The 13,075-nt window shown below is 46.0% G+C and carries 11 protein-coding genes; 6 read left to right on the top strand and 5 right to left on the bottom strand.

Annotation, left to right across the window (positions count from 1 at the left end; all coding sequences use genetic code 11):
- Positions 1-123: 123 nt before the first annotated feature.
- From opp3b to ACKPCD_RS08665, 5 genes are all read left to right on the top strand, one after another.
- A complete protein-coding gene (gene opp3b / locus ACKPCD_RS08645; protein ID WP_068560758.1) occupies positions 124-1,068 on the top strand; it encodes an oligopeptide ABC transporter permease in 945 nt (314 codons plus the stop codon).
- A 2-nt stretch (positions 1,069-1,070) separates the two neighbouring features.
- Complete coding sequence (gene opp3C, locus ACKPCD_RS08650; RefSeq protein WP_407702669.1) at positions 1,071-2,117, top strand: oligopeptide ABC transporter permease; 1,047 nt, start codon at positions 1,071-1,073, stop codon at positions 2,115-2,117.
- A gap of 11 nt (positions 2,118-2,128) precedes the next feature.
- Positions 2,129-3,274, top strand: coding sequence for an ABC transporter ATP-binding protein (locus ACKPCD_RS08655; RefSeq protein ID WP_321432957.1), 1,146 nt, complete (start codon positions 2,129-2,131; stop codon positions 3,272-3,274).
- Positions 3,274-4,218 (top strand): ABC transporter ATP-binding protein, encoded by a 945-nt coding sequence (locus ACKPCD_RS08660; protein WP_106448557.1) that lies wholly within the window; start codon positions 3,274-3,276, stop codon positions 4,216-4,218. The genes ACKPCD_RS08655 and ACKPCD_RS08660 overlap by 1 nt, the downstream gene beginning before the upstream one ends.
- A 160-nt stretch (positions 4,219-4,378) precedes the next feature.
- Entirely contained in the window at positions 4,379-6,028 is a 1,650-nt protein-coding gene (locus ACKPCD_RS08665) for a peptide ABC transporter substrate-binding protein (protein ID WP_321432958.1), read from the top strand.
- A 375-nt stretch (positions 6,029-6,403) separates the two neighbouring features.
- On the opposite strand, the gene ilvA is transcribed toward ACKPCD_RS08665, so the two are convergent.
- The 5 genes from ilvA to ACKPCD_RS08690 form a co-directional block, all read right to left on the bottom strand.
- On the bottom strand, positions 6,404-7,666 hold the full coding sequence (ilvA, locus tag ACKPCD_RS08670; RefSeq protein ID WP_288926264.1) for a threonine ammonia-lyase IlvA: 1,263 nt from the start codon (positions 7,664-7,666) through the stop codon (positions 6,404-6,406).
- 83 nt (positions 7,667-7,749) lie between these two features.
- On the bottom strand, positions 7,750-8,745 hold the full coding sequence (ilvC, locus tag ACKPCD_RS08675) for a ketol-acid reductoisomerase (RefSeq protein WP_288926261.1): 996 nt from the start codon (positions 8,743-8,745) through the stop codon (positions 7,750-7,752).
- A gap of 87 nt (positions 8,746-8,832) precedes the next feature.
- A complete protein-coding gene (gene ilvN, locus ACKPCD_RS08680) occupies positions 8,833-9,093 on the bottom strand; it encodes an acetolactate synthase small subunit (protein WP_119092963.1) in 261 nt (86 codons plus the stop codon).
- 4 nt (positions 9,094-9,097) lie between these two features.
- On the bottom strand, positions 9,098-10,795 hold the full coding sequence (gene ilvB, locus ACKPCD_RS08685) for a biosynthetic-type acetolactate synthase large subunit (RefSeq protein WP_232309295.1): 1,698 nt from the start codon (positions 10,793-10,795) through the stop codon (positions 9,098-9,100).
- A gap of 371 nt (positions 10,796-11,166) precedes the next feature.
- Positions 11,167-12,036 (bottom strand): patatin-like phospholipase family protein, encoded by an 870-nt coding sequence (locus ACKPCD_RS08690; protein WP_068560776.1) that lies wholly within the window; start codon positions 12,034-12,036, stop codon positions 11,167-11,169.
- Between the two features lie 174 nt (positions 12,037-12,210).
- On the opposite strand from ACKPCD_RS08690, the gene ACKPCD_RS08695 reads away from it, so the two are divergent.
- Positions 12,211-12,984 (top strand): ABC transporter ATP-binding protein, encoded by a 774-nt coding sequence (locus tag ACKPCD_RS08695; RefSeq protein ID WP_321432959.1) that lies wholly within the window; start codon positions 12,211-12,213, stop codon positions 12,982-12,984.
- The last annotated feature ends 91 nt before the right edge of the window (positions 12,985-13,075 follow it).

Here is a 13,075-nt window from a genome sequence, read left to right on the forward strand (position 1 = left end):
AAGAAAGAAAACTCAATTAAAATATGATTTGATTTGGTGTTCATTTTCTTTTTTGTATATTTAAATATGATATACTATCAGGTGCTATTTACAAAAAAACTAAATAATGGAGGATGACAAACGATGAAAAGTTATGCAAAGTACATCGGCAAGCGTATTTTATATATGGCAATTACGTTGTTTTTGATTGCATCGATAACTTTTTTTCTGATGAAAGCTTTGCCGGGTACACCATACAGTAACCAAGACAAGTTATCTGAGGAACAAATTTTTATCATGAATGAGAAGTATGGACTGAATAAACCGATTTTGGTCCAATACGCAGTCTACATTTTTGGACTATTACGTGGAGACATGGGTGTTTCATTCCAGTTCAACAATACTCCGGTTACGGATTTGCTGAGCAGCAGAATAGGACCCTCCATGCAATTAGGGCTTCAAGCAGTTATTATAGGGACGATCCTCGGTATTGTGCTGGGTGTGATCGCAGCGATGAGACAAGGGACTTGGGTGGATACCGTTGCCACTTTGACAGCCATCGTCGGCCGTTCGATTCCTAACTTTGTATTTGCTGTTATTCTGCAATTGGTATTCGGAGTTTGGTTGAAAGTGTTACCGATCGCTTTGTGGAATGAAGGCTTCCGCTCTTCGATTCTGCCAACGATAGCGTTGAGCATTTCGCCGCTGGCCGACTCTGCCCGATTCATGCGAACCGAAATGGTTGATGTATTGGGAAGCGATTATGTAGAACTCGCGCGGGCAAAAGGCCTGAGCCGTTGGGAAGTCGCATTCAAACACGGTATCCGTAATGCGCTGATTCCGTTGGTCACCATCATTGGCCCGATGACAGTCGGGTTGATGACCGGTTCGATGGTTGTTGAAAATATTTTTGCCATCCCTGGTATCGGGGAACAATTCGTAAAATCCATCTTGACGAATGACTACCCGACAATCATGGGTGTCACGATGATGTATTCGACCATGTTGGTAATCGTCATTTTGTTGGTTGACATCCTTTATGGTATCATCGACCCTCGTATCCGAGTCGCTACAGAAGGAGGGGAATAAGAATGAGTGAGAATAAATTACGCAATACTTCAGCTATGCCGACAATCACGAAAGATCTTTTCGAATCGGCATCCGAATCAAGTATGCAGGATAAAGAAAAAATCTCAGCGCCTTCCCTGAGTTTCATGGCGGATTCTTGGCGCCGTCTGAAGAAAAACAAAGTTGCCATGGTCAGCTTGATCATCTTGATCATCATCAGCATGTCCAGTTTGTTGGCTCCTGTCATCGCACCGCATGACCCGAATGCGCAAACTGTCCAGTACGCCAATATGCCACCGAAGATTCCCGGCATCGATATCAATGGTTTGAACGGAACCGTGAAACAGAATGGCGTAGTCATCGACAAGTACGAAGCATCCAATGTTCCAGAGGACGTCTATTACTATCTCGGTACGGACAGCCTGGGACGCGATTTGTTGTCGCGGATCCTGTATGGTACCCGCGTGTCTCTGTTCATTGCTTTTATGGCAGCTTTATTCAACTTGACGCTTGGTGTTGTTTATGGTCTGACTTCCGGCTGGTTGGGCGGAAAAGTCGACAATATCATGCAACGTATTCTGGAAATCCTTTCCGGCGTTCCGAACTTGGTAGTCGTTATTTTGATGCTGCTTGTTTTGAAGCCCGGCATCAGCTCCATCATCATTGCTCTGGCATTGACTGAATGGCTTTCGATGGCGCGTGTCGTACGAGCGCAAACATTAAAACTGAAAAATCAAGAATACATTTTGGCAGCCCGTACGTTAGGCCAGTCACCGATGAAAATTGCCTTCAGGCACATCCTGCCTAACTTGGCTGGCGTCATCATCATTCAAGTTATGTTCTCGATTCCATCGGCAATCTTCTTCGAAGCATTCCTGAGCTTTATCGGTATCGGTATCCCTGCTCCGAATGCATCGCTTGGTACATTGATCAACGATGGCTACAAGACATTCCGTTTCTTGCCGCATCTGATGTGGTATCCAGCCGGAATCATGAGCGTCATCATGATTTGCTTCAACTTATTGGCTGATGGACTTCGTGACGCGTTCGATCCAAAAATGAGAGATTAGGAGGTAACCAGATGGAAAATATATTGGAAGTAAAAGACCTACAAATTACTTTTGATACCTATGCAGGTAAAGTAAAAGCTATCCGTGGCGTCAGTTTTGACCTGAAGCCAGGTGAAACATTAGCCATCGTTGGTGAATCCGGCTCTGGTAAATCAGTGACTAGCCGCAGCATCATGCGTCTATTGGCAAACAATGCCAACATTGAACACGGTGAGATCTTGTTCAAGGGCGAAGATCTAGTGCACAAAACCGAAAAAGAAATGCAGAAGATCCGTGGTTCGGAGATCGCAATGATTTTCCAAGATCCGATGACTTCTTTGAACCCGACTCAAAAAATCGGCAAGCAAATCGCTGAACCGATCATCAAGCACCAAAACATCAGCAAAGAGGAAGCTTATAAAAAAGCTGAAGAATTGTTGCAGCTTGTAGGCATCCCGAATCCTGCCAAAAGAATGAAGCAGTATCCCCACCAATTTTCGGGTGGACAACGTCAACGGATCGTTATCGCAATCGCCTTGGGCTGCAACCCAGATATTTTGATTGCGGATGAACCGACTACAGCACTTGACGTTACGATCCAAGCGCAAATCCTGGAATTGATGAAGGATTTGCAAACAAAAATCAAGACATCAATCATTTTCATCACCCATGACTTGGGAGTGGTGGCGAATGTCGCAGACCGCGTTGCCGTCATGTATGCCGGCAAAATCGTCGAAGTAGGGACTGTGGATGAAATTTTTTATAATCCGCAACATCCGTATACATGGGGTCTATTGAGCTCAATGCCTACACTGGATACGCAAGGAACGCTATATGCGATCCCTGGAACACCGCCTGATTTGTTGGATCCTCCAAATGGTGATGCTTTTGCTCCCCGCAGCGAGTATGCGATGAAAATCGATACTTTGTACGATCCGCCGTTCTTTAAGGTATCCGATACCCATGCGGCTGCAACCTGGCTGTTGCATCCCGACGCACCGTCCGTGAATCCGCCAGAGGGCATCATGAATCGACGTGCAACTTTCTCAAAAATGAACCTTGCGCCATCGGATGAATTGAAAGTGATGGACACCGCCGATAAAGAACCGGCTGTTTTGCCTCATGGCAAAGACCCGGACATCGATTCTAAAATAACCGAGAAAGGAGGTCTGCTGTAATGTATGATACAACAGGACAGAAAAAGATTCTGGAAGTAAAAAATTTGAAGCAGTATTTCAATGTCGGCACAAAGAATGAAGTCCGAGCTGTTGATGATGTTTCCTTTGACATATATGAAGGTGAAACACTGGGCTTGGTAGGTGAATCCGGTTGTGGAAAAACGACAACTGGTCGTGCAATCATCCGTTTGTACAACCCTACGTCCGGTGAAATATTTTTTGACGGTACCGAAATCCATACGTTACATGATAGAAAAGAGCAATTGGCTTTCCGAAAAGACATGCAAATGATTTTCCAAGATCCTTACGCATCTTTGAACCCCCGTATGAAAGTCCGCGATATCGTTGCGGAAGGATTAAAAATTCATGGACTTGCGACTACCGAGAAGGAAGTTGATGATCGGGTTGCGGAATTGTTGGATTTGGTTGGATTGAACAAAGATCATTCCTCACGTTATCCGCATGAGTTCTCAGGTGGCCAAAGACAGCGTATCGGAATCGCCAGAGCCTTAGCTGTAAATCCAAAACTCATCATTGCCGATGAGCCCATTTCCGCTTTGGACGTATCCATTCAGGCCCAAGTAGTCAACTTGCTGATGGAATTACAGAAAAAACAAAAGCTGACTTTCTTGTTCATCGCGCATGATCTATCGATGGTCAAGTACATCAGCAACCGTATCGGTGTTATGTACTTCGGCAAATTGGTCGAATTAGCGCCCGCAGACGACGTTTACAACAAACCTTTACATCCTTATACGGAAAGCCTGTTATCGGCCATACCGCTGCCGGATCCGGTTTATGAGCGCAACCGCACGCGCTTCACTTATGTTCCCCGTGAAGAGAATGGTGAGCCGGAAGCGATGCGAGAAATCGTTCCAGGGCACTTTGTTTATTGCCGCGAGTCCGATGTTCCCGTGTTGAAAGCAAAATACGAAAATTACTGATACAAAAAGTCCGGAACTTGTTCCGGGCTTTTTTGCCATAAAAAATTAATGAAATGAAGGTTTTATGAATTTTTTATGATAATAATCTCCAAATTTTATGGAATATACTGATTCTTTGTAGTATAATATTAAAATACGAAGAGAAAAAGGGGAGAGTTACATGAGGAGATTGAGAAGTTCTTTCATTTTAGCAACAACAGCGATCATCTTGGCTGCTTGCGGAGGAGACGGCGCAACGGACGACAGCGCAACAAATTCAACAAGTGAAAGTACTGGTGGACAAGTTGTCAATTATACGGCACCTACAGAATTGGCCACGTTGGATACAACGCTGATGACGGACATCAACAGTTCAAACTACATCAGCCACGCCATCGAAGGCTTATTGAAAATCGATGCGGACGGAAAGCCTGTTCCCGCAATCGCTGCCGAAGCAGGCACGATAGCTGAGGACGGATTGACCTATACCTATAAACTCCGTGATGATGCTGTCTGGTCTAACGGAGAGCCTGTGACAGCCAATGATTTCGTATTCGCTTGGCAACGATTGGTGGATCCGGAAGCGGGCGCATCTTATTCTTACTTGGCTGAGACCATCAAGAATGCCACTGAAATCATGGCCGGAGAAATGGCCCCTTCAGAGTTGGGCGTAACGGCAGTCAGTGACACTGAAATCACCATCGAGTTGACGCAACCGACGCCATACTTCGAATCGTTATTGGCTTTCAGCGCGTTCTTCCCGCAAAACGAGGCATTCGTGACTGAAAAAGGCGATAAGTATGGAACAAGCAGTGAAAATATATTGGCAAACGGACCTTTCACAATCGAGAACTGGGATGGCACTGGCCTGACTTGGGATCTTGTGAAGAACGAAGATTACTACGCAGCTGACGAAGTGCAGTTGGAAGAAGTCAACGTTCAGGTAATCAAAGAAACAAGCACTGTCGTGAACTTGTTCCAGCAAGGATCAGTTGACAATGCACAAGTGACCGGCGAATTGGTTAAACAATTGGCGACTGATCCTAACGTAGTCGTTCAGAAAAAAGCCCGCACAGCATACATCGAATTCAACCACGATAACGTCTACCTGCAAAATGCGAAGCTGCGAGCTGCCATCGGACTTGTCATCAATCGCGATGAATTGGTTGATAGTGTCATCGGTGACGGTTCGACAGCCATCGGTGGCTTCCTGCCAGCTGATTTTGTAAGCAACCCGACGACGGGTGAAGATTTTGCTGCTGAAGCCGGCTCTTACCTGGACTATGATCTGGAACAAGCAAAAACGCTTTTGGCTGAAGCTAAAGCTGAATTAGGCGTAGAAGAAATCACTTTCTCTTTAGTTGGGGATGATGATGAGAAGAACAAAAAGATCAGCCAATATATCCAAGGCCAAATCCAAAACAACTTGGAAGGCATCACTGTCGAATTGCGCAATGTACCGAAGAAAAACCGTTTGGAATTAGCGAACCAAGACGAGTTCGACTTGTTGCAAACCGGTTGGGGAGCGGATTTCGCCGACGCAATCAACTACATGGACTTGTTGTACAGCACATCTGCTTATAACGAAGGCCAATATGCGAATGCGGCATTTGATGCTTTGATCGATTCTTCAAAAACAACAAATGCAAACGACCCTGAAGCGCGCTGGGCTGACTTGCTGGCTGCTCACAAGCTTATCATGGAAGATGCAGCAATCATCCCGCTTTACCAAGAAGCAGAGACACAGCTCAGAAATCCTAATTTGAAGGGCATCATCTTCAATTCTGTTGGAAATGAATTTGACCTGAGCCGAGCATATATCGAAGAATAAGAATGTTTAGAACCTAAAGAAGGGCCGACTCGGTTGTTGAGAGTCGGCCCTTCTTTGGGTTTCTGAAGAGCGTGAGGGCCATGGATAGTTAGCGGAGATATGGGGCTCGGGGCCAAAAAGATGAATTCTTTGGTTTTATTCATCTTTTCGGTAACATTTTGGTCCCTAAACATGAATACTCAGCAGATATTCATGCTTTCCTGTGATATCCATGCCGAAACTATGAATACTTCGCAGTTATTCATGGTTTTCGGCCGCACAAGGATGGGCCAGTCCGCAATCCGTAACAACCCAAACAACCCAACCAAAAAACTGACGCAAGCCTCTTAATTGGCTTGCGTCAGTCTCTAACTTACTGTATGAAATTAGTCGAAATCAGATCAAGAAAGAATACAGTTTGGAATTCTCGTTAACCGAAATGTAATGCGGATCGAATTTTTCGAGCCTGCTGAGCAAGCCTTCGATATCGTCCTTATTTTTCAACAAGATTCCGATCAGTACAGGTCCTTCGCTGCGATGGACTTTTTTCGTATATTCGAACTTGGTGATGTCATCGTTGCCGCCCAATATGTCATTCACGAACTCTTTCAGCGCGCCGGCCCTCTGCGGGAAGTTCACGATGAAGTAGTGCTTCAGACCTTGATAGAGTAGGGAGCGTTCATCAATTTCAGCCATCCGATTGATATCGTTGTTACCGCCGCTGACGATGCAGACGACCGTTTTGTCTCTGATCTCATCTTTGTATTGTTCCAAGGCAGAAACGGATAGTGCGCCGGATGGTTCCGCTACAATCGCTTGTTTAGTGTATAAATCGATGATGGTTCCGCAAACTTGTCCTTCAGGAACGACCAGAATGTCATCGACATTTTTTTGGCAGTGTCTGAAAGTCAAGTCACCGACAGTCGCTACGGCTGTCCCATCACAGAATTTATCAATATCAGTCAAAGTCGTGACTTTATCCGCATCAAGCGAAGCTTTCATACCTGGGGCGCCCAAGGACTCCACACCGATGATTTTTGTTTCTGGCATGGCTTCCTTCATGTAGCTGCTGATGCCTGAAATCAAACCGCCTCCGCCGATTGCAGCGAATACCATATCAGCCGTTTCTCCCTCTGCCACGAGATCCTGGTGAATTTCCACTGCCAAACTGCCTTGCCCGGCAATCACATTGCGATCATTGAAAGGTTCAATGAAAGTCAGCTTGTGTTCTTCTGCATAGCTATGGGCAGCTTTATTCGACTCGTCGAAAGTATCTCCGATCAGTTTGATTTCAACATAATCCTTTCCGAAATAACGGACTTGGTCAATTTTTTGGGAAGGGGTTGTCGATGGCATGAAGATGGTCGCTTTGATACCCAGATGGTTGCAGGTATAGGCTACTCCTTGGGCATGATTGCCGGCGGAGGCACAGATTACTCCGTTCTCCGTTTCGGCTTCGCTCAGCTGCGAAATCGCATAATAAGCACCCCTCAATTTGAAGGATCGGACGATCTGTAGGTCCTCCCGTTTCAAAAAGATATTGGCATGATACTTCTGCGATAGATACGCATCATGCTGCAAAGGGGTCTGCTTGACCACGTTGCGCAGTACTTTATATGCTTTAAGCACGTCTTCTTTGTTCACTAACTCATCCGTCATTCTATCTGCTCCTAATCTATTGAATACAATGATGAAGAGAGAAGGCTTAAAAATAAGGATGCTCTCAACCTACATCTGATTCATTATTGTTGTTCATTCACGAAAGGCATCATTTTACGCAATTCAGCACCGACTGCTTCGATCTGGTGGCCTTGTTGCTCAGCGCGCATTGCGTGGAAGTCAGGGAAGCCAGCTTTGTAATCGTCAGTGAAGCGTTTTGCGAACGCGCCAGTTTGAATGTCAGTCAAAACGTCTTTCATGCGGTCTTTCACATCAGAAGTGATGACGCGAGGTCCTGAAACGTAATCACCGAATTCAGCCGTGTTTGAGATGGAGTAGCGCATTTTTTCCATGCCGCCTTCATACATCAAGTCAACAATCAATTTCAATTCGTGCAACACTTCGAAATAGGCGATTTCTGGTTGGTAGCCAGCTTCGACCAATGTTTCGAAACCTGCTTGAACCAAGTGCGTTGTTCCGCCGCACAATACAGCTTGCTCACCGAACAAGTCAGTTTCAGTTTCCTCTTTGAATGTTGTTTCCAAAACGCCTACACGTGTTGCGCCGACTCCTTGTGTCCAAGCAAGAGCGAGGTCTCTTGCGTTGCCTGTTGCATCTTGGTAGACTGCGAACAAAGCAGGTACTGCCGATCCTTTAGCGAATTGACGACGAACCATGTGGCCTGGGCCTTTTGGAGCAACCATGAATACATCGATATCAGCAGCAGGTGTGATCGTACCGAAATGGATGTTGAATCCATGACCGAATGCGATGGCATTTCCAGCTTCCAAGTTAGGAGCGATCTCAGCTGCATATACCTCAGCTTGCTGCTCATCAGGGATAAGGATCATTACTACGTCAGCTTGTTTTGTTGCTTCAGCAACAGAGAATACTTCGAATCCGTCTTCTTTTGCTTTGTCTGCAGATTTACCTGCACGGATTCCGATGATGACATCATTACCGTTGTCGCGTAGGTTTTGTGAATGGGCATGTCCTTGAGAACCATATCCGATAACGGCGATTTTTTTGCCCTCTAGTGCTTTTACTGTTACGTCTTGATCGTAGTATACTTTAGTCATATTGAAATGACCTCCTTATTTTTTTTATATTCTCAATGCTTTTTAAGCAATTTGATTCGGTCAGTAGGGTAGTGCGGTTGGTTGGGTTTACGCTCTGAGGCCTAAACGTTTTTCGGTGATGTCGGTTGCGCTGATGACGTCGACTTGTTTTTCCAACTGCTTCGTCAATAATTCAGCTGCATCCAAGGTATCGAAGTTGATGCCGACTGTGATCAAAGATACGTCATAATCTTCCGTACCGGTCAGCGTCAAGGTATCGATATTGTATTGCGGCTTCAGGATAACTTGCGTGATACGGTTCAATACGCCGGGTTTATTCACGACTTTGGTTTGGATTAATCTTAGCATCGTCCTACACACCTTCCATTTCGTTATTTGGCCTGCCTGAAGCAACCATAGGGTATACCAATTCATCTTTGGAAATCAGGATATCCAAGACATAAGGACCAGGATAATTCAAGGCTGTCTGGATCGCTTCATCGACTTTATCCGGATCGGATACCCTCGCAGCTGTGATGCCGTAAGCATCAGCAAGTTTAACAAAATCAGGTGAATCCGGAATCTCGGAATGAGAGTAACGGCCTTTGTAAAATTTGTTCTGCCATTGATGAACCATGCCCAGTACTTCATTATTCAGAATAAAGTACTTCACGTCCAGCCTATTGGCGTTCAGAATCGCCAATTCCTGGTTGGTCATCTGGAAGCCGCCGTCTCCGACGAAGCAGACAACCGTTTTATCAGGGTAAGCCATTTTGGCACCGATAGCTGCCGGAATACCGAAGCCCATCGTTCCCAAGCCACCGCTTGTCAGCAATTGTTTACCACGCGTGAAAGGATAATATTGAGCCGCCCACATTTGGTGCTGGCCAACGTCCGTTACGACAATGGCTTCACCATTCGTCAATTCGCCGATATACTCGACTACATGTTGCGGTTTGATGAACGTATCGGATTTTTCGTAACGGAAAGGGTGTTGCTTTTTGTTGTCCATAACGTGATTGAACCAAACCGAGTGATCAGGCACTTCTGCCAGCTTCGTGTCATTCAGCATCAGCAACGCCAATTTGGCATCAGACAATACTGGGATATCAGTGTGCATGATCTTGCCGATTTCGGCATTATCGATGTCAACATGGACAATGACAGCCTCCGGGGCAAAATTGGTTGGATCGCTTGCGACACGGTCATCGAAACGTGCGCCGAAGTTGAGAAGCAAGTCGCACTCCATCAAAGCCATATTTGAGGCGTAGGAGCCGTGCATGCCGCCCATACCTAACGCAAGCTCATGTTTGACGGGGAAGCTTCCCAGACCCAACAACGTGTTCACAACGGGAATTTGGTAGTATTCCGCAAAAGCCAACAGTTCTTTCTCAGCTTGTGCGTGAATAACGCCTTGACCGGCCAAAATGATTGGTTTTTTGCTGGCTGCAATCGCTTCGTTCACTTTTGCGACCTGTTCCGGTACGGGCAAACATTCCGGATTGTAGCCCGGCAGGTTTCTTACTGGACCGATATTTTCTGTGCAGTCTTCACATTCCACTTCCTGGACACCGATATTTTTCGGGATATCGATGACAACCGGTCCTTTTCTGCCTGTATTCGCCAGGTAGAAAGCTTCGTGGATGATGCGCGGGATATCTTTGGCATCACGCACTTGATAGTTGTATTTTGTAACAGGTGTGGTCATGCCAATCATGTCAGTTTCCTGGAAAGCGTCTTTACCGATGCCTGCCTCATGCACTTGGCCAGTGATCACAATCAATGGAATGGAATCCATTTGAGCGGTCGCGATTCCGGTCAAAGCATTCGTTGCGCCGGGTCCGCTTGTAACGATACAGACGCCAGGTTTGCCGGTAGCACGGGCATAACCGTCAGCTGCATGGACCGCGCCTTGCTCGTGTCTCGTCAAAACATGATTCGATTCGGATTTGTAGAATTCATCATAGATGTGCAGGACAGCGCCGCCTGGGTAACCAAACAGAACTTCGACACCTTCATTTTTCAACGCTTCAACAAGAAGGGTTACGCCTTTTTTTGTTTTAGTTTTCATTTCGGATTCCATTTTTATCTCCCCATTTCTCGTTTTTCCTATGACTGTCCGCAATATGAATAAAAAAAAGCATCCTCATCAGTCAATGATGGGATGCTTCATCCCATTTGATTACCACAAATAGGACTTAAACAATCTGTAAAAAATTTCTACAGTGTTTAACTCCTAGATCATTAAGACGATAATAATGTTTAGTGGATTCATCGTTTTCATATGGGATACCTGATTTCTATATGGATTTGTTATTGCTTAAGTGATTGATATAATCATATAAGATTTACATGAGAGTGTCAACGGTAATTTTCATATTATTTTCACTTATTTCTAATAATTGTCCAAAATGAACGTGCCGGACGATTTTTTTGTGCGCTTCACCGGCTTGACAAAAAGTCCTGCAACTCAGGCAGCTGCCTTTCCGCGGCCCTTTCGGCATACTGATAATAAGCATCCAGACGCTGCACGTTCCGTTCCATCCTGCCTATGGAAAGCTGGTCAGGCGCAATGACAAATGCCTTGTTCTCATGTTCCAATTGCTCGATCAACGCCATCGATCGGTTGTAGGCGATATGCCGCTGTTCGATGGCTGCAACAACTTCGGGATAAGCCCGCAGATGGCGCCGGATGATGGCGCTGAAGCGCTGCTTTTCCTTGATATAGCCACGCGGCCGCGTAAGGAGAATCACGTGCTTTTGGTTGCCGTCAGCGATCGCTTTTTCAATCGGAAGCGAGTCGACGATACCGCCGTCCAGATAGTATTTGCCATTGATTTGGGTTGGGGGCATCAGCAAAGGTACAGTGGATGATGCCCTGATTTTGAGACCCAATTCTGCACTGGTTGCGATGTCATCCTTATCGAAATAAACAGGTTTTGCGGTTTCCATATCCGTGACAACGATTTTCATGGAAGTTGGATTTTGCTTGAATGTCTCGAATTGAAAGGGGATATCGGTCGTGATTGCATCCTCATAAATATATTTGGTATTGAAATAACCTTGTCCGTTGAGCAAATATTTCATTCCCGAAAAGGCCGGATTGGCGGCGATATCAACAAATGAAGCTTTCGTGCGGGTCAGGTCCCGGCTGACATAATTGATGCCATTGGCCGATCCGGAAGAGACACCGATGACATAATCCAAGTAGATTTCTTGACGCAGCAAAGTGCTGATGATTCCTGCGCAAAAGACGCCCCGCATGGCGCCTCCTTCTATGATTAAGGATACTTTTTCTTTATTCTGTTCCATACATTTTCCACCTCACTCTATAGTATAGATGACATTGCGGTGTGATGCGATGCTTTTCTCATTATTTTGTTGCGCAGGGCACACGATGACGAAAGCCTTTTCCGGATGGGGCAAATGTGGTATATTCGCAATAAAGATACCTAATGACCACAAAACTATAGATGGGGTGATGGAATGATCAGATTCGACCACGTGAACGTCATTCGCGAAAAACGGAAAATTTTGAACGACATCAATTGGCACGCCAAAAAAGGCGAGCATTGGGCCATACTCGGCTTGAACGGCTCCGGCAAGACAACCTTGCTGCAACTCTTGAACGGCTATCTGTGGCCCAGCAGCGGCAAACTGGTCGTGTTGGGCGAGACTTTCGGGCAGACGGCCATCCCCGAGTTGCGCAAACGGATAGGCTGGGTCAGCTCGGCCCTGCAGCAACAGCTGAATCCCAACGACATCGCCGAACACATCGTCTTGAGCGGGAAATTCGCTTCGATAGGCGTCTGGACCATCCCGACTGAAGCTGAAAAACAACAGGCGCTGGAGCTCTTGATCAAATGCGGCGGCAAAGAATTGATCGGGTTTCGCTACGGCATCCTGTCCCAAGGGCAACAGCAGATCATTTTGATAGCGCGCGCTTTGATGACCGAACCGGAAATACTGATTTTGGACGAGCCCTGCAATGGCCTGGACCTGTTCGCAAAAGAAAAGCTTCTGGAGGATATCCAGCGAATCGCCGATGAGCCTGAAGGGCCAACGATGATCTATGTCAGCCACCACACCGAGGAAATCCTGCCTTGCTTCAAGAAACTGATGCTGCTGAAGGACGGTTCCATCCATAAGACCGGCAAAACTGTGGACTTGCTGAAAGAGGAAACATTGAATGATTTCTATGAAAAACCGGTTCAGACGATCCGCATGTCCAAGAACAGGCTAGCAGTCTTTCCGAAATGAAGCGTCTGAATCAATAGAAAACAGCGGCGAACCCAATATGAAGATACTTGGTTTCGCTGCTGTTTTTTGATGTATTGCCTTCACAGGTAAA

This window comes from Trichococcus flocculiformis (genome assembly GCF_963662535.1).
GTDB lineage: Bacteria > Bacillota > Bacilli > Lactobacillales > Aerococcaceae > Trichococcus > Trichococcus flocculiformis.